The organism is Streptomyces sioyaensis (assembly GCF_004122735.1).
Classification (GTDB): Bacteria; Actinomycetota; Actinomycetes; order Streptomycetales; family Streptomycetaceae; genus Streptomyces; species Streptomyces sioyaensis.
In genome coordinates this window covers 1-17,145 of record NZ_SDIF01000130.1, presented here as the reverse complement: position 1 = coordinate 17,145, position 17,145 = coordinate 1, and the positions used below count along the sequence as shown (strand labels likewise).

Genomic DNA, 17,145 nt, shown 5'->3' with positions numbered 1-17,145 from the left:
CGTCATGCCCGGCGCCCGCATGCAGATGATCGTCGTGATGAAGTTGACCGAACCGAGGATCGTGCCGAAGCCGGAGAGCACCAGGCCCACGATCCACATATCGGCGCCGACTCCGGGGGAATGCACGGAATCGGAGAGCGGCGCATAGGCGAACCAGCCGAAATCCGCCGCGCCCTGCGGCGTCAGAAATCCGCCCACCGCAATGAGCGAACCGAAGAGATAGAGCCAGTAGGCGAGCATGTTCAGCCGCGGAAAGGCGACATCGGGGGCGCCGATCTGCAGCGGCATGATCCAGTTCGCGAAACCGGCGAACAGCGGCGTCGCGAACATCAGCAGCATGATCGTGCCGTGCATCGTGAACGCCTGGTTGAACTGCTCGTTCGACAGGATCTGGTGGCCCGGCCGGGCCAGTTCGGCACGCATCACCAAGGCCATCAGTCCGCCCAGGCAGAAGAAGGCGAACGCGGTGACCAGGTAGAGCGTGCCGATCGTCTTGTGGTCGGTGGTCGTCAACCACTTCACGGGAAACCTCATGCCCGGTAGGTGTCCGGCACCGCCGCGCACTTCACCGCTCGCCGGGCCCGGGGCCCGTACGCGGGGGTGGGAAGTCTCACCCGGCCAGGTGTGAAGATCTGAGCCATGCCGGACACCAAGGGTTCATGAGCACGGACGACGCCTTCGCCGAGGCCTATCGCGCGCACTACTGGGCGGTCAGCCGCTTTGTGGCGCGCCGGCTGGACGGACAGGCACACGAGGTCGAGGAAGTCGTGGCGGAGGTCTTCTCCACCGCCTGGAGACGCCGCGCCGAACTTCCTGACGCGCCACTGCCCTGGCTGTACGGAGTGGCCCGGAACTGTCTGGCCAATACCGTGCGGGGGCGGGGCAGATACCGGCGGCTGCTGCACCGGCTCGGCCACCACGAGGCGGCGCAGCGGCGGCAGACCGTGGACAGTCCGGACGCGGAGCGGCCCGGCTCCTGGGTGCACGAGGCGTTGGCCCGGCTCTCCCCCGCCGACCAGGAGGTGCTGCGGCTGACCGCCTGGGAGGAACTGACCGTCGGGGAACTGGCGGTGACCCTCGGATGCGGGCAGAGCGCGGCCGCCATGCGCCTGCACCGGGCACGCGGCCGGCTCCGTACGCAGATAGAGCGGATGCGGCAGAAGGACACGGCCCGGACGAAGGACACCCCCCGGACGAAGGACACCGGCCGGACGACAGACGCCCCGGATCCCCGTCCGGCCGCCCCTCTCCCCCTCACCCCCCAGCCCGTACCGACCCGAGCCGGAAGCCGCCGCCATGCCTGACGAACTGGAGCTCACGACTGACGAGCTGGAGCTCATGACCGACGAACTGGAGCTGCTGCGGCAGGCCGACCCCGCCCCGGCCGGCGAGGGTCCCTGGCGGGACCGCGCGCTGACCGCGCGGGCAACGGCCCGGCTACAGGAGCTGACGACCGGACCCGGCCCCTCCGCCCGTCCGCGCCCCGTGCGCCGGCGGCGGCTGGTGCTGGGCCTGGCCGCCGCGTCGCTGGCCGCCGTCGCCGCCCTTGCGCCGACCTTCTCCGGCGCCGGCAGCAGCCCCGCCGTCGCCGCGCCCGCCGCCCTCACCCTGCACGCCGGTGCGCCGTCCGTGTCCCTGGACACCCTCGCCCGCCGGGCGCAGGCCGCGGCGCGGACGGCCGGCGCCGCGGACGGGCCGCGGCGCGGCAGCCATCTGCAGACCTGGTACATGAGCATGGAGTCGGGCCCGGACGCCGCGCCGCCGGTCACCGTGCCCGAGGAGCGGATCACCCACTGGAACGCCGACGGCAGCGGCTCGGAACTGGTCGTGGCCACCGACCCGCGGCACCCGGGCCGTCCGGTGATCCACGACAACGACGGCCACTGGCAGACCGTCAGCGACGGCAAGGTCCTGCACGACACGACCTATCCGGCGGGCTCGGAGGCCCGGCACAGCGGCCTGGCCTCCCGTACGCGGCCGTCGACGGACCCCGCGGAGCTGCGCGAGCAGCTGTCGTGGCTCTACGGCGGCCCGGACGACACCCGCACCACGGGGCAACTCCTCACGGCGCTCTCCTCGTTCCGCCAGGAGTGGACGCCGGGGCCGCGGGAGACGGCAGCCATCGTCCGGATGCTGGCCGACGCGGGCGGGCTGCGCCCGGCGGGCGTGGTCACCGACCGGCTGGGCCGGCGCGGGCAGGCGTATGTGTACGACGGCCCCGACGGCACCGCGAACTCCACGCGCCAGATGGTGATCCTCGATCCGCGCACCGGCGAACTCCTGGGCCTGGAGGTCACCTTCACCAAGAACCTGCCGGAGTTCAGGATCAGGTCCGGGGAGGTGATGTCGTACGAGGCATGGATGCCGTGAGCTGACGGCTTGCGGCGGAACCGATGTGGGCAGAGTCAGCCGCATGCGGATCCTGAGCAATGACGAACTGCTCCGCCACGAGGCAACGTCGTTGCGCGATGTCGCGTCGCGGACCCGGTGGTATGTCCAGGCGTTTCCCGATCTCGGCGACGGCGAGAGCCGCAAAGTCCAGATGGCTGTGCTGCACGCCTGGATCCGCAACCGCTACCCGGTCAATTTGCAGTTCATGAGTAACTACGTCGCCACCGTTGTGACAGCGGTCGGGATGGCGGCAGCCTCTGTCACTGCCGGCGCGGTGGCCGCACTGTTCGCGACGGATACCGGCGGTTCCGCCCGTGCGCCCTGGTGGCTCTTTCCCACAGCCACCTGGGCCGCCGTCTGTCTCAGCGCGCTCATCGTGACCCGTAACGACATGCGCAGGCTCGTCTCTCTCTTCCGTCGGCTCGGCCTCCGAGGCACGATCTGGCGCGTCACCCATCCGCAGATCGCCTATTGGTTCGTGCCGTGCATCGTGCTTTCCACCGTTGTCGTCACTGCCGCGGCTTCCTGGCTGACCATTGCGACTGCGCTGTCCGCCTCGAAAGGACAGCAATTGATCACCGCTGCCACCGGGGTATTCGGTGCGATCCTGGGCTTACAAGCGGGCCGCTGGGTCCGCGTGGTGGAAAGACTCCTGAGCCGCAGATTTCGGCAGCCTCATCGACCGCGTCCCCTCGACGCCGTGCTGGTCGCACTCATGGCGGCTACCGCGGCGTGTTTCCAACGGCAGGCACGGTGGTGGGATCCGCGCAGCATCAAGATCATCAGGAACCGGCTGGCCGTCGCAATCGAAGCCGCCGGCGACACCGCGACCGTTCGACGCAGGACCTCCCTCATGGAGGTCGCGGCTAGACGCCAGGCGAGACAGTTCCACGCCGCTTTGGCGGAATTGATCCGACGCCACGACCGTGCGATCACTCAGGTACGCACAGCCCAGGAGTACGAAGCGATCACCGCCTCGCTGCGCAGAGGGGTCCTCGCCCTCGCAGCAGGTGACTTGGCGGCCCTCATGCAACACAGCGCCGCTGAGCCGCCGACGTCCCGGGCCGCCCGGATCCTGCGCCGTACCGGCTCCAGCCTCGTCCTGGCGGCTTTCGCTGTGGTCATCCCGCTGCTGCCCGGAGTGGACGGCGCCACGGGCGGAGGCGTCCGCGTGCTGCTGCTCATGACGGCCGCACTGGCCCTCACCCCGGCCAGTGACGGCGCCTCCGGCTCCATCCGGTCCGCCCTTGAACGATCCCTGTTCACCAAGGGCACCGCATGACCACGACCGTTCCAGCGAGGACCCGTACCAGAGACCCCCGGGGGGGCAGCCCCGGCCTGCCGCCTTCGCACGCCGCGCCCGAGTGGCGGGGCCGGCGGTCATGGCTGATCCTTGAAAGAACGCGACGATCCACATCGGCGCGGCGGTGCAGAGTGCCGCCGCGCCGTTCGCGTGCCTGCCCGGCCCTGCGCCGTACGCCACCCGGCCCGGCGCCGTACGCCACCCGGCTCCGCGCCCCGCGCCCCGCTCCGGTTGCCCCAGGCCCCCCGGCCGCCACGACGGGCACGGTGCCCCCCTGGCCGCCACGACGGACACCCGTGCGCGTGACGCACACCACAATGCCCCAATGGTTGCAGCGGATCATCGCGATATGGATCACAGAGGTGCATGCCGGAAATCGCTCGGGGAACGTGCGTTTCCCCAGCAAGGAGCGGGTATACGGCCGACTGCGCGGTCGTCCGCACACTGTCCGTGATGATCCGTTCTGCCCCTATGGTCGATCTTTGCCCGTCGCTCCATGGCGGGCTCCGGCCCGCCACCCCATGGCGGGCGGTCCATGTCGTCGTCCAAAGAGAGCGCAGGCGAGCGAGCACGTGCCGACGCAGTCCCCCGTGGTCCCCGGGCCCCGTAAACCCGTCGGCAGCCGTGCCGATACCGCACCCGACCCGCAGCAGAACCAGGCGGCGGATCCGGCACAGCCGGCCTCGGGCGAGGTGACCGTCGTCGATCCCGCCATGGTCAAGCGCGCCGTGTCGGCGGCCGCGCTCGGCAATGCGATGGAGTGGTTCGACTTCGGCGTGTACAGCTACATCGCGGTCACCCTCGGGCACGTCTTCTTCCCGTCCGGGAATCCGACCGCGCAGTTGCTGTCGACGTTCGGAGCGTTCGCGGCGGCCTTCCTCGTACGCCCCATCGGCGGCATGGTCTTCGGGCCGCTCGGTGACCGGATCGGCCGGCAGAAGATCCTCGCGATCACCATGATCATGATGGCGGCGGGGACCTTCGCCATCGGTCTGATCCCGTCCTACGCCTCCATCGGCGTCGGCGCGCCCATCCTGCTGCTCGTCGCCCGCCTGGTGCAGGGCTTCTCCACCGGCGGCGAATACGGCGGCGCCTCCACCTTCATCGCCGAGTACGCGCCCGACAAGAAGCGCGGATTCCTCGGCAGCTGGCTGGAGTTCGGCACGCTCGCCGGCTACGTCGGCGGTGCCGGCCTGGTCACGCTGATGACCGCGCTGCTGTCCACCGATGCCCTGAACTCCTGGGGCTGGCGCATCCCGTTCCTGATCGCCGGTCCGATGGGCATCATCGGCCTCTACCTGCGGATGCGGCTGGAGGAGACCCCGGCCTTCGCCCAGTTGGAGAAGGAGGCGCGGACCAAGGAGAAGGAGCGACGCGAGGCCGAGAAACGGATCGGCATCCGCGAGATGATCTTCGGCCAGTGGCGGTCGATGCTGCTGTGCGTCGGCCTGGTCCTGGTCTTCAACGTCACGGACTACATGCTGCTGTCGTACATGCCGAGCTATCTGACCTCGGAGCTGAAGTACGACGAGACGCACGGGCTGCTGGTCGTGCTCGCGGTGATGGTCCTGATGATGGGCGTCCAGCCGCTCGCGGGCCGGCTCACCGACCGCTTCGGCCGCCGCCCGGTCATCGGCGCGGGCTGCGTCGGCTTCCTGGTGCTGTCCGTGCCGGCCCTGCTGCTGATCCGGCAGGGGTCGCTGGCCGCCATCGCACTGGGCATGGCCGCGCTCGGCCTGCTCCTGGTCACGTTCACCTCGGCGATGCCGTCCACGCTGCCCGCGCTGTTCCCGACCAAGGTGCGCTACGGCTCGCTGTCGATCGGCTTCAACGTCTCCGTGTCGCTCTTCGGCGGGACGACCCCGCTGGCGGTCACCGCCCTGATCGGTGCGACCGGCAACAAGATGATGCCCGCCTACTACATGATGGCGGCGGCCGTGATCGGCGGCATCGCCGTCCTGCTGATGTCGGAGAGCGCCCGCAAGCCGCTCCCCGGCTCGCCGCCGGCCGTCGAGACCGAGGCGGAGGCGCAGGAGGTCCGCGAGGCGGCCCACCGCGCGGCCACGGCCGGTTCGCCGGCCTGACCGCAGACCGACGCCCCGTACCCCGAAGCACTCCGGGGCCGGGCCGCGGACATCGGCCGCAGTCATCGGCCGCAGACGTCGACCACAGACATCGACACGCTGCGGGCGCTTCCGCGGCCGCCCGCGCGACGACGGCCTGTACGACCCCGCCGGGGTGGTACAGGCCGTTGGCGTGTACACCCCCGCGGGGTGGTGCGGGCCGTCGGCGTGCGCGGAGCCTCCGAGCCGAACTCCGCACGAGAAGGCCGCCGTTCTGGCAAAATCCCCTCCGTGTCGAACACTTCATCGATTACGTCCGCACGGATGACGTACACCCGCATCGGCCCGCTCCTCCACGAGATCGGCATGGTCTCCAAGGAGAAGATGGACAGCGTCCTTGAGGCCTTCGCCGACTTCGCGCACCACGAGCTGGACCACTACGAGGCCGCCTGCGCCCTCGAACACTTCGGCGTGGCGGTCTCGGTCCACGCCGACGACATCGACTCCATCCACGACGACTACGCGAGCCTGCTGGCGGAGGCCGAAGAGGTCGCCGGGGGCGCGGTCACCCTCACCAACGTCCGGCTCGTCGAGGGCGAAGGCGAGCTGGAGGGCGGCCGCTTCGACCGTCTGGAGTTCGAACGGAACGGCGAGCCCGTCTCCCTCTCCGCCGAGCACTTCGCGGACGACTACTACGACCACGAGGCAGCCTGCGAGGCCATTGCCCTCACCGCCCATGACGACGACCCCCGCTCATGGCACTACGTCGACTTCACCCGCAAGCCGAACGCCGGCTACGACAGCATCATGGTCCTCGCCACACCCGACCAGGCAGCAGCACTGCACGAGCAGTTGGGCTTCACGTTTCCCTTCGGCGCGTGACCGGCCATCAGTTGGCGGGTTCATGGGTTGTTCATGCCCCTACCAGTCCAGGTAGCATGATCACGACCTCGGGGGAGTCGTCAGCGCAGCGCACATTCCTGCATTGCAGACCTTTCCCCTGCGGCCTCAAGCGCAAAGTCTGACATGGGGGAATAATGAGAGTACGCAGGTTCCTGACAGTTGGAGTTGCCGCGGCTGCCGCTGTGACGTTCGGTAGTTCACCGGCATTCGCCGGGACAGACGTCGACGTCCGGACAGTGGGTAACGGGGGTTTTGCAAAGTTCTACTCTTACGGTGACTACGTCGTAGTCTGCGACCGCGCGGCGGATGGCATGGCCGTGGATGCGGTTCTGCAAGAGGGGGGTTTCACTCACCACTTCACCGCCAGCAGGGGAAAAGGCACGTGTGAAACTGAAACACGACGGAACATCCCCGAGGGTGCCACCGTAAAACTCTACGTTTGCCTGCTCGATGGCCCCCATTCCCCCGGCGCCTGTTCGGAGAGCCGATACGGCAAAGCATGAGAGCATCATGGCTGCGGGGGTCGGCAACACAGCGCACGTTCCCATAATTGCCGCCCCCCGGGGCCTCGTAGATCACGTCTGCGAATTGCTGCGCCCCGACGCAATCGATGCGGCGGGCGCGCGTCACATCCTCCCGATGCGCGCTACGGAGACGCACCGCGCCACCTCCGCACCTTCCATAACTCCCAGGTTTCTGCGCCTACTTGCCTGCTTTCTCGTATGTCTCGCGGATTTCGGCAGGCAGCCGGCCGCGCCTGCTTGACTTGGTCGCCGCTCCCTCTTGCCCCGTTCTGGTTGCCACGGAATCGCGGATCCAACACTCCTCGATCGTTGCCCCGGGCCGCCCGTGCGACAAGATGGGGCGACGAGCGTAGTCAAGATCAACGTACTGGCCGTGCCCGCCGAACAGCAGGAAACCCTGGAGGAGCGCTTCGCTTCCCGCGCCGGCACCGTGGATTCCTCCAACGGCCTCGAGTGGTTCGAGTGGTTCGAGCTGCTGCGCCCGCAACGGGTGGTCTGATGTACCGCTGTGCCGCTCGATGCCGCTGACACTCCGCTCACACCCCATGCGGCAAGATGGGCGCATGAGCGTAGTCAAGATCAACGTGCTGACCGTCCCCGCCGAGCAGCGGGAAACCCTGGAGAAGCGCTTCGCCTCCCGCGCACACGCGGTCGAGAGCTCAGACGGCTTCGAGTGGTTCGAACTCCTCCGCCCCGTGGAAGGCACCGACAACTACCTGGTGTACACGCGGTGGCGTGATGAGAAGTCGTTCCAGGCGTGGATGGAAGGGCCCATGAAGGCGGCCCACCAGGGGGGCAGCGACCGGCCGAAGCCTGCCGCCAGCGGCTCCACGGTGTGGTCGTTCGAGGTCGTGCAACAGGCAGCACCCAAGAGCGAATAAGTCCCACAGTGGTGGCTCATCGCAGCGTCCGCTCCTGGGCTCCGCACTTGGAGTGACCGACTGCGGAGCACAGTCTGCTACGGCTCTCCATCGTGATCTCAGCCGTGGCAGGGCTTGTCACAAACAGAGCCACTGATCGCCGCCGCTCAGCCGGGGCGTCGGACCCAGCCCCTCACGAGCTGGCCGGCGCCCCCGGCATCACACAGGCACCCAGGCACAAGCTCGGCGGGCCCGACTGACTCAACGCCTCCATCGGCAAACCGTGAGGAATTCCTGATGGTTCATCAAGGACGCCTACGCGACTGCGGGACGGAGCGGATCGTCGATGTCAACGGTAATCGACACCCCGGAGGTGGAGCGAAAAACGGCGGTGTTCCCCGAAACTCGGATGTCGGTGAAAGGGTTGGAATCCTCGAAGAAGAGGGCCCAGACCAGGGTGTGATCGGCATGCAGCCGTCCACAGAAGCCGTACGATCCGTGGGACACCCCCTCGCCAGCCCAGAGAAATCCTCCATCCGCCAGAGGAACCGATCGGTTCCTGCCGATGTCAGTCACCCAGTCCGGGTCCTCCGCCAGCACCTCTTCGAGATCGAAGGCTCCCCCGAGCCTCATTCCGCTCGCTGCGTCGACATCGAGGGAGACTTCGTATGATCGCCCGTCAGGGAAGTGGAGACCGTCAAGGTCCGGCAACTGGTATTCCGCCCAGAGGCGCTCGATCGCACTCAATTTTTCTTCTTGCATCCGCTCTTCTTCTTACGCTTTGAGACGTGCGTATGTGGCGGCCGTTCCGTAAGCCCCGTAGGCGGAACGGGATTACCTTGGGCATCCCTGTTGAGCCCGGAGTTCATACGCTTTCGGAAGGCTTCTTTCCAAGTGACGCCGTTGGGCGATGGCGGGTACGGGTCATTGGGATTGACCCTGTGGATCGTAACAGGCTCGCCTATTTCCCGGGCGGCGTCGAGCCGCCGGTTGTCGTAGCTGACGAGCTGACCGTCGACTTCCATGACGGTGAGCCCCGCCCCCGGACGCTTCCAGTCCCATTCCCCGGCACGCATGCGGTCGGCATAGTCGTGCGGCGAAACCGTACGCTGAGAGAAATTGATATCCGCCGGATCGGCCCACTCGTGCTCGCCCTCCGGGGAAAGTCCGAACGGGTCACTCCAAGTGTGGGGGTTGATGACGTATGCGGCCGGATTGGGGGCGGGCCCGAGCCCGAGGGGGTCCGGCGTGAGGTAGCGGGCGGTTTCGGGGTCGTAAGTCCGGAAGTAGTTGTGGTGGAGCTGGGTTTCAGGGTCGAAGTACTGCCCGGGAAAGCGGAGAGGAGTGTGGGCGGTCGCGTCGGCGCTCCATGTGGTGGAGCCCCACAGTGTGGTTCGGGTACGGGCGGCTATGTGGCCCTGCTCATCAAGGAGTTCGGTGGGCGTACCGATGATGTCGGTGACGATCGCGAAGAAGCGTTCGTCGACCTGTGTGTCGGAGAGGTGTTTGCGTTCCCGCTGAACCAACGGAACGAACCCCTGGTGGTCCCAGGTAAGGGTCAGGCCGCTCGTGGTGGTCTGTTCGCAAAGGGTGGCGCCGTCCCAGGTGAAGTCCACCCGCTCCACGACCGTTTGCTGGTCTTCGGCGAGACGCTGTTTTGACGAGCGGCGGCCGAGAGGGTCGTAGGTGTACTTCCAGCAGGTGCCGTCGGGGGTGGTGCAGCCGATCAGGCGGTCGTTCGTGTCCCAGGTGTAGCGCCAGGTGTCGGCCTTGCGGGAGAGGCGGGTCTTCTGACGCAGAATCGTGCGTCCGGCCGCGTCGTATTCGTAGCGGATGCCCCCCGCGCGATCCAGGCGGGTGCCGGTGTAGGTGCGCTCACCCCGGGCCTCGGCGACCGGGTGGCGGTCGGGCCAGGCGGCGTGGGTCTGGTTTCCGGCCGTGTCGTAGGCGTAGGTCTCGGTCCAGTTGTGGGCGGAGACGGTGGTGACCCGGCCGCCGGTGTCGAGTTCGAAGCGGCGACCGCCGTTGAGGTGGTCGTCGATGCCGGTGAGATGTCCGTCCGCGCGGTAGGTGTACCTGCGGTGCTGGACGGTCTCAGCGCCCGAGGTGACGTGCTGACCGGTGAGACGGCCAGCGGCGTCGAAGCTGTGGGCGACGGTGATGTCACCCAGGGTGCGGGAGAGTTCCTGGCCGAGTGCGTCGTGGACGAAGGTCAGGGTGCGTCCGGAGACGTCGAGTCCGGTTCGTTGTCCGGCTGCGTCGTAGGTCCATCGGCTCACCGCTCCGGTGGGGGTGGTGCGGGATATTCGACGGCCCAAGGCGTCGTAGGCGAAGGTGGTGGTGCGGCCGTTCACCGTCTCGGCCACCACACGCCCGAACTCGTCATGGTGGTAGGAGAGTGCGCTGTCCGGCCCGATGATCTGGGTCGCGCGCCCGGCAGCGTCGTAGTGGTAGGTGGTGACCTCGCCGTCGACGACCTTGGTGGCGGTACGGCCCAGAGCGTCGTAGGTGAAGTGGATCGCGTGACCGAGCGGCGTGGTGCGTGAAGTCAGCCGGTCTGCCGCGTCGTACGAATAGGTATGAGTGCGGGCATCGAAGTCCGTCTCGGATATCAAGCGGCCTGCTGCGTCGTATTCGTAGCGCCAGGTCAGGCCCTGAGGGTTGATGACCTCCCTGAGTTGTAGCGCGGTGTCGTGCACGAACTGGTGGCGTGCACCGTCCGGATCCGTGCGCGCCTTCAACTGGTCGAAATGCCCGTACTCGTAGGTGGTGGTCCGGCCCATGGGGTCGGTGTGGGAGGTGCAGTTGCCCTCGCCGTCATAGGTCCAGGATTCCTCGCTGGTGTCCGGGTTCAGACGGTGTGCGAGGAGCCCTTCGGGTGTCCAGCGATAGCGGGTGATGTGACCGAGCGGGTCGGTGACGGAGGTGGTGCGGCCGAAGCGGTCGCGGCCGAAATGTGTGACGGCACCGAGCGGGTCGGTGACGGTGAGCGGGAGTCCCGCCATGTCGCACTCGATACGGGTGACGTTGCCCAGCGGATCGGTGACCGAGGTGACGTGGCCGTAGTTGTCATGAGCGAAGCGGGTGGTGTGGCCGGCCGGGTCCGTGACAGCGATCCGGTTGCCTTTGGTGTCGTACTCCTGACGGACTATCTGGCCGTCCGCACTGGTGACCTCCGCCGGGAGGCCGAGGTCGGTGTAGCTGGCCGAGGTAGTCGAGCCGTCCGGACGGATGACGGAGAGGAGGTGCCCGCCCTCATCATGCGTCAGGTGGGTCATGCCGTTCAGCGGGTCGGTGATCTGTAGAGGGTTGTCGTGCGTGTCGTAGGTGGTGCGTGAGGTGTTGCCGAGCGGGTCGGTGATGGCGACGACCTGGAGTCGGTCATTGATGAGGTACCGGGTGACGGCGCCCTGCCCGTCGATGAGTGTGGTGGTGCGGTGGTCGTTCTCCGCATCGGGCTCGCTGTAGGCGAACCTGTTCGCCACGTGCCCTTCGGCGCCAGACTGGCTGGTGCAACGGTGGCGGTGGTCGTAGGTGTACTCGTAGCGGGAGTCGTTGGAGTCGGCCCAGGCGGTCATCCGGTGCTCGGTGTCGTACTCGAACCGGGTCACCGCGCCGGTGGAGTTGGTGACGGCGATGAGGTCGCCTGCCTGGTCGTGCTCGTAGGACCTGATCAGCTGGTCCGAGCCCCCCTCAGCCGCGCCGACCAGGTGCAGGGCGGTGAGGCGGCCCTCTTCGTCGCATGTCAGCTTGAGCTCGTAGCCGGCGCTGTGCCGGATCGCGTACGGGATGCCGGTCTCGTCCGCGTAGTCGAACGTGATCCGGTGCCCGTTGCGGTCCGTGATCTCATCAGGCAGAGCTGTGCCGGGCGCGTGCAGGGCGTCGCTGAAGTAGCGAGTCTGCCCCGTCTCCGGGTCGTTGACCGCCCAGTCGCCCTGGACCGTTCGCATAAGCGGCCAGCGCGGACCGTCCTGCGGCAGTACCCGCTCACCCGTCTCCGGGACCGGGTAGCGAAGCAGCATGCCGGTCTCCGTGACGAAGATGACCTCGTCGTCGTCGATCTCCAGGTGCTGGTCGACGGTGGAGGACCAAGAGGGGCCGATGTAGCGGCCAATACGGGTCGAGGACTCGTACTTGCGGGTGAAGGTCAGCGGCAGGGCGCCGGGCAGGGTGATGTCGCTCTGGGACAAGAACACCTTGCCCGACGCCAGGTCGACGGGGTCGGTGCCGTCGGTGCATTTGCTCTCGTCGCGACGGGTCTTGTCGTTGGCGTGGCCCGACTCGGCTTCGTCACGGGCGCCACGGGAGGCACCACCGCTGCCGTGACGGCCGCCGCCACTCGTGGTGTGCGGGGCGTGCGGCATGTCGTGCTTATTGCCCTTGAGGAGCTTGTTGAGTTCCGCGGCGTGCTTGGCGTCGTTCTCCGCGTGGTTGGTGGCGACCTTCTTCAGCCGGTCCCCCGCCCCGTGGTACAGGTCCTGTACGGCCTTGCTCGCATCCTTGGCCAGGGTCTTGCCCAGCTTCTCCGCGCCGTCCTCAAGCGCCTTGACAATCCGGTTGCTCACTCGAAGCTCACCGCCGCAGCCTTCGACTCGAACTCAGCGGCGTGCGACGCCACCGACCGCGCATGCCCGCGAAACAACTCGGCGCGCTTGTGCAACTCCTCCGGATGGATGGAGAAACTCTCCCCCACACCACCCCCACCCCCGGCGGAGACACCGAGCGCCGACTCGGCGGACTGGAAAACCATGCCGCTCACCGCCTTGCCGACCACCGCCACCAAGGGATCGATCGCCGCCTCGATGACCTGGCCGATGATGTACTGCTCCAACTGCTGCTCAAGGAAGTTCACGAGCTTCTTGCCGGCCGCGATGACCAGCGCCTCGGCCGCCTCCGCGATCCCGAGGGTGGCAACCGCTGCCGCCTGGTCGGCCACGAACGTGATGGCCAGCACGATGAGTTCGGTGATCGCTTCCATCTTCATCGCCACGATGGTGTCCGCCGCGATATCCAGTGCGGAGGCCACCGTGTGGCAGGCGTTGACCAGCTCCGTCATATGGCTGCCTGAAAGCTGCCCCCACTTGGCCAGCAGCGCCTCGTACGACGCCCCCTGATACACCTCGGCCATTTGATGGATGGTCGCGGTCGAGTCCTTGTGGGTGTCGTCCAGCTTCTGGGCGAAGTCCCTGACATGGGACGCAAATTCGCGAACTTTGTCCTCATTGACGTTCGGCCAGTTCACCCCGATGAACTGAAGGAACGACACCACCTCATCAGGCAGCTCAATCGCCATAATTCCCCCCTCGGCAATGCGCCACGACAGCCCATCAGACTCTGCTCAAGAGCGTGTAAGAAGAGGGCAAACATGTGCCCTAAAAACCTTCAACAGTAAGCTTGTTGGTGAGGAGCCTTCTGAGAGTCCGGGCCTGCAGCAGCTCCCAGCGACGGACGCCATCGGGGGCGGCGTCATGCAGAGGTGGATGTGGCCTACCGGCGCCGACGGCGCGGAGCGGCCCAAGCCTGCCGCGTCCGGGTCGACCCTGTGGTCGTTCGAGGTGGTGCAGCAGGCCGGGCCCCGGCAGGGGTGAGCTGTCGGCGGCAGCATCGGAAATCCGTTGCGCGGCACGGCGTTCCGGTCGTGACAATGGCGCCATGCGTGATGCCGCCGCTCTTCATCCCCCCTGGACCGTCCGTGCGGAGGCGGCCGGGTCGCCGGACGCCGGGGCGCTGTTGCGCGAGTACTACACCGAGGTGGCCGACCGCTACTTCACGCTGTACGAGGGCCGCCGGTCGACGCCGCAGGAGATCGAGGAGGGGCTGGCGGAGTACCCCAGTGCCGATCTGATGCCCCCGCGCGGGGTGCTGCTGGTGGCCCGGGCGGGTGGGGTGGTGGCGGGCTGCGCCGGGGTGCGGCTGCTGGACGCGCGTACCGCGGAGCTCAAGCAGATGTTCGTCCGGGCCCCCTGGCGCGGGCGGGACGGCGCGGGGCGGCTGCTGACGGCGGCCGAGTCGGCCGCGGCGCGGCTGGGCGCCGAGCGGATCCGGCTGGACACCCGGCGGGACCTGGTGGAGGCGGTCGCGCTCTACCGGCGGCACGGCTTCGCGGAGATCGAGCCGTACCACGACGACCCCTACGCGGAGATCTTCTTCGAGAAGCGGCTGGCCGGCGGCCCTGAGCCCGGCTGAGCGTGCGGACCGGCGCCGGACCGGCCCGTACCCATGCCCCTGCCCACCCCCGTGCGCATGCCCGTGCCCAAGCCCACGCCCGTATCCATGACGCCCGTGCCCGTGCCCCTCAACCCCCCTACGATCCGGCTCACTTCGCCCGGTCGGGTGGGTGTGGGGCAGGCGGATGGGTGCGGGGCAGGGGTTGTCGGGCGTCGCCGTTGTGCGGCTCCTCGGCGTCCGAGCCGCACAGCTCCGCCGTCAGCTCCCGGACGAGTTCGGTGAGGTCGGTGGGCCGGTCCCTGGTCCACCAGTCGCCCAGCAGCTCCGCGAGCGACTCCTGACGGGCCGCCGAGAGCCGGTCCGCGCCCTCCCGTCCGCGGTCGGTGAGCTGCAGCAACAGTCCGTCGCGGAAGGCGAGTCCGCGCTCCTCGATCTGCCGGACGCCCTCGGCCACCACTCCGAGCGGAACGGTGCTGCGTTCGGCGAGCAGCCCCGGCTCCACCGAGCCGTAGCGGTGGATGCGCAGGATGAGCCAACTGGCGGCCGGTTTGAGGTCGAGTCCGGCCCGGGCGGTGATCTTCTCGTAGATGTGTTTCCGGCCCTCCAGGCTGCCGAGTTTGGACAGCGCACGGGCGCATTCGTCGCGTGAGGACCGTTCGACAGGGTTGGAGGAGATCACCTCGCTGGTGTCGGGGGCCGTGACACTCCTGCGCAGCGGTTCCTCCTTGAGGAACCAGGCCAGCACGAACGCCACCAGGACCAGCGGGACGGCGTAGAGGAAGACATCGGTGATGGAGACGGAGTAGGCGTTCAGGACACCGGCGAGCTCGCCGGCCGGCAGCCGTGCCACGGTCCGCGGATCCTCGGCGATCCGCGCCGGGTCGACGCCCGCCGGCAGGGGGCGTCCGGCGAGGGCCGCGGCGATCCGCGGGCGGAGGTTGTTGGCGAAGACCGTGCCGAAGAGGGAGACGCCGAACGAGGCGCCGATGGAGCGGAAGAAGGTGGCGCCGGAGGTGGCGACGCCCAGGTCCCGGTAGGGGACGGCGTTCTGCGCGATGAGCACCAGCACCTGCATGACCAGGCCCAGCCCGAAGCCGAAGACGAAGAAGCAGACGCTCATCTCGGCGACGCCGCTGGACGGTTCGAGCCGGTGCAGCAACAGCAGGCCGATCACCACGACGCCGGTGCCGGCGATCGGGAAGACCTTGTAGTGGCCGGTGCGGCTGACGATCTGGCCGGAGCCGGTGGAGGCCAGCAGCATGCCGAGCACCATCGGCAGCATGTGGACACCGGACAAGGTCGGTGTCACGCCCTGCACGACCTGAAGAAACGTCGGGAGGAACGTCATCGAGCCGAACATCGCGAAGCCGATGACGAAGCCGATGACGGCGGTGAGCGTGAAGGTGCGCAGCCGGAACAGCCGCAGCGGCAGCACGGGCTCGGCGGCCCGGCGCTCGATGACCACGAACACCGCCAGCAGCACGGCGCCGAGGACACCGAACCCGATGATCTGCCAGGAGCCCCAGGGGTAGCTGACGCCGCCGAGCGAGGCCATCAGCACGAAGCAGGCGGCGCCCGCGGCGATGGTGACGGTGCCCAGGTAGTCGATCCGGTGCCGGGTACGGCTGCGCGGGAGGTGCAGCACGGCGGCGATGACGGCGAGCGCGACGATGCCGACGGGCACGTTGATGTAGAACACCCAGCGCCAGCTGAGGTGATCCACGAACAGGCCGCCGAGCAGCGGACCGAGCACGCTCGCACCGCCGAAGACGAAGCCGAACAGGCCCTGGTACCTTCCGCGTTCGCGGGGCGGCACGATGTCCCCGACGATCGCCATCGACAGCACGATCAGGCCGCCGCCACCCAGCCCCTGAAGTGCCCGGAAGGCGATCAGCTCCCCGATGTTCTGCGCGATACCGCACAGCACCGAGCCGATCAGGAAGATCACGATGGCGGTCTGGAACAGCTTCTTGCGGCCGTACTGGTCACCGAGCTTGCCCCACAAGGGCGTCGCCGCGGTGGACGCCAGGAGGTAGGCGGTCACCACCCAGGACAGATGGTCGAGGCCGCCGAGTTCGCTGACGATGGTGGGCAGTGCGGTGGCCACGATGGTCTGGTCGAGCGCCGCGAGGAGCATGCCGAGCAACAGCGCGCCGATCGCGACGAGGATCGTCCGACGGGACCGGATCTCGCCGGGGACGGCAGGAGCGCTGGTGTCCTGCGCCATGAGCCTCTCCCTCTGTGCCGGGGTGCCGAGGTACCGGGTGCCGGGGCGCGGGGTGGCCCTTCCTTCCCATGGGGACCGGCCTTCGGACTTCTTCCATCCTGGGCGGAGGTGCCGGATATGGCCCGCCGAGCGGTGTCCGCTATCCGGGGCCGTACGGGGGACGGCCAGGGCGGGCCGGACGGATGTCGTCGAGCGCCTGCGCGGGGCGGGTGACGTCTGGATAATCGCTGCCGGTTCGAGGCGTCGAGGGAGGGACCACTCGTGACGGCACGGAACTGCCCGCACTGCTCCGCCCCGGTACGCGGCGACGGCCGGCCGGCCTGTCTGTGCGCGGCGGTCGGCGCGGACGACTTCGATCCGCTGCGCGTTCGGCCGTACGTGTCACTGCCCGACGGGGAGAAGGACGGGGAGAAGGACGCGGGCGAGGACACCGGCAGTGGCTACTACGGAAGGGGCTACGGCACCCGCGGCAGCAGGGACGACGGCGGGGTGGGTGGTGCCGGTCCCGTCCACGTGGAGGGTCCGGGTGCCGCCAGGACGGGCGGGACCACGGCCGGGCCACGCGGAACCACCACCGGACCGGGCGACCAGCTGGACGACTTACCCGGGGTGGACGCAGCGGTGTACAGCGCCGATACCTCCGCCTCCACCACCTTCTTGGCCTCCTCCCTCTCCTCTACTCCCTCGGCCCGCCCCTCCTCCGCCC

12 protein-coding genes and 3 pseudogenes are annotated in these 17,145 nt (G+C 68.4%); 10 read left to right on the top strand and 5 right to left on the bottom strand.

Translation table 11 applies throughout. From position 1 onward, the window contains the following. Positions 1 to 534, bottom strand: a 534-nt coding sequence (locus tag EST54_RS29070) for a cytochrome c oxidase subunit I (RefSeq protein WP_174857537.1), incomplete at its 3' end; no start/stop codon positions are given. Positions 535 to 659: 125 nt separating this feature from the next. On the opposite strand from EST54_RS29070, the gene EST54_RS29065 reads away from it, so the two are divergent. The 7 genes and pseudogenes from EST54_RS29065 to EST54_RS29035 all read left to right on the top strand — a co-directional run bounded on the left by EST54_RS29065 (position 660) and on the right by EST54_RS29035 (position 8,065). Next, positions 660 to 1,304, top strand: a complete 645-nt coding sequence (locus EST54_RS29065) for an RNA polymerase sigma factor (protein WP_129250688.1) — start codon at positions 660 to 662, stop codon at positions 1,302 to 1,304. 34 nt (positions 1,305 to 1,338) lie between these two features. Further along, the gene (locus EST54_RS29060; RefSeq protein WP_129250691.1) at positions 1,339 to 2,370 is read left to right on the top strand and encodes a CU044_5270 family protein; all 1,032 of its coding nucleotides are present in this window, start codon (positions 1,339 to 1,341) and stop codon (positions 2,368 to 2,370) included. A 43-nt stretch (positions 2,371 to 2,413) separates the two neighbouring features. Further along, complete coding sequence (locus tag EST54_RS29055; RefSeq protein ID WP_129250687.1) at positions 2,414 to 3,673, top strand: hypothetical protein; 1,260 nt, start codon at positions 2,414 to 2,416, stop codon at positions 3,671 to 3,673. A gap of 593 nt (positions 3,674 to 4,266) precedes the next feature. Then, positions 4,267 to 5,778 (top strand): glycine betaine/L-proline transporter ProP, encoded by a 1,512-nt coding sequence (proP, locus tag EST54_RS29050; RefSeq protein ID WP_129250686.1) that lies wholly within the window; start codon positions 4,267 to 4,269, stop codon positions 5,776 to 5,778. 270 nt (positions 5,779 to 6,048) lie between these two features. Then, positions 6,049 to 6,639 (top strand): hypothetical protein, encoded by a 591-nt coding sequence (locus tag EST54_RS29045; protein WP_244942639.1) that lies wholly within the window; start codon positions 6,049 to 6,051, stop codon positions 6,637 to 6,639. Positions 6,640 to 7,509: 870 nt separating this feature from the next. After that, a pseudogene (locus EST54_RS29040) lies at positions 7,510 to 7,668 on the top strand (antibiotic biosynthesis monooxygenase); the annotation flags it as partial. Positions 7,669 to 7,747: 79 nt separating this feature from the next. Further along, positions 7,748 to 8,065: an antibiotic biosynthesis monooxygenase family protein gene (locus EST54_RS29035; protein WP_129250684.1), complete on the top strand. Its 318-nt coding sequence runs from the start codon at positions 7,748 to 7,750 to the stop codon at positions 8,063 to 8,065. Positions 8,066 to 8,359: 294 nt separating this feature from the next. Here EST54_RS29035 and EST54_RS29030 read toward each other — a convergent pair whose 3' ends face one another. From EST54_RS29030 to EST54_RS29020, 3 genes are read right to left on the bottom strand one after another with little or no spacing between them, the layout of a single operon-like run. Beyond that, positions 8,360 to 8,806 (bottom strand): hypothetical protein, encoded by a 447-nt coding sequence (locus tag EST54_RS29030; RefSeq protein ID WP_239013771.1) that lies wholly within the window; start codon positions 8,804 to 8,806, stop codon positions 8,360 to 8,362. Further along, on the bottom strand, positions 8,788 to 12,609 hold the full coding sequence (locus tag EST54_RS29025) for a DUF6531 domain-containing protein (RefSeq protein WP_129250683.1): 3,822 nt from the start codon (positions 12,607 to 12,609) through the stop codon (positions 8,788 to 8,790). Before EST54_RS29025 ends, EST54_RS29030 begins: the two co-directional genes overlap by 19 nt. Beyond that, positions 12,606 to 13,337 carry a WXG100-like domain-containing protein gene (locus tag EST54_RS29020; RefSeq protein WP_129250682.1) on the bottom strand — a complete coding sequence of 244 codons (732 nt, stop codon included), beginning with the start codon at positions 13,335 to 13,337 and terminating at the stop codon, positions 12,606 to 12,608. The genes EST54_RS29025 and EST54_RS29020 overlap by 4 nt, the downstream gene beginning before the upstream one ends. A gap of 199 nt (positions 13,338 to 13,536) precedes the next feature. On the opposite strand from EST54_RS29020, the pseudogene EST54_RS35725 reads away from it, so the two are divergent. Both EST54_RS35725 and EST54_RS29010 read left to right on the top strand, forming a co-directional pair. Further along, a pseudogene (locus EST54_RS35725) lies at positions 13,537 to 13,632 on the top strand (antibiotic biosynthesis monooxygenase); the annotation flags it as partial. 64 nt (positions 13,633 to 13,696) lie between these two features. Next, the gene (locus EST54_RS29010) at positions 13,697 to 14,230 is read left to right on the top strand and encodes a GNAT family N-acetyltransferase (protein ID WP_161989330.1); all 534 of its coding nucleotides are present in this window, start codon (positions 13,697 to 13,699) and stop codon (positions 14,228 to 14,230) included. A 130-nt stretch (positions 14,231 to 14,360) separates the two neighbouring features. Here the strand turns inward: EST54_RS29010 and EST54_RS29005 are convergent, their stop codons facing one another. Next, complete coding sequence (locus tag EST54_RS29005; protein WP_129250681.1) at positions 14,361 to 16,439, bottom strand: MDR family MFS transporter; 2,079 nt, start codon at positions 16,437 to 16,439, stop codon at positions 14,361 to 14,363. A 261-nt stretch (positions 16,440 to 16,700) separates the two neighbouring features. Between EST54_RS29005 and EST54_RS29000 the strand changes: the two are divergent. Continuing rightward, a pseudogene (locus tag EST54_RS29000) lies at positions 16,701 to 17,145 on the top strand (hypothetical protein); the annotation flags it as partial.

What these genes read in the sequence shown, in the direction of transcription:
- EST54_RS29065 (WP_129250688.1), top strand. Translation starts at nt 660, where the DNA reads ATGAGCACGGACGACGCCTTCGCCGAGGCCTATCGCGCGCACTACTGG.
- EST54_RS29060 (WP_129250691.1), top strand. Translation starts at nt 1,339, where the DNA reads ATGACCGACGAACTGGAGCTGCTGCGGCAGGCCGACCCCGCCCCGGCC.
- EST54_RS29055 (WP_129250687.1), top strand. Translation starts at nt 2,414, where the DNA reads ATGCGGATCCTGAGCAATGACGAACTGCTCCGCCACGAGGCAACGTCG.
- EST54_RS29035 (WP_129250684.1), top strand. Translation starts at nt 7,748, where the DNA reads ATGAGCGTAGTCAAGATCAACGTGCTGACCGTCCCCGCCGAGCAGCGG.
- EST54_RS29030 (WP_239013771.1), bottom strand. Translation starts at nt 8,806, where the DNA reads ATGCAAGAAGAAAAATTGAGTGCGATCGAGCGCCTCTGGGCGGAATAC.
- EST54_RS29020 (WP_129250682.1), bottom strand. Translation starts at nt 13,337, where the DNA reads ATGGCGATTGAGCTGCCTGATGAGGTGGTGTCGTTCCTTCAGTTCATC.
- EST54_RS29010 (WP_161989330.1), top strand. Translation starts at nt 13,697, where the DNA reads ATGCGTGATGCCGCCGCTCTTCATCCCCCCTGGACCGTCCGTGCGGAG.
- EST54_RS29005 (WP_129250681.1), bottom strand. Translation starts at nt 16,439, where the DNA reads ATGGCGCAGGACACCAGCGCTCCTGCCGTCCCCGGCGAGATCCGGTCC.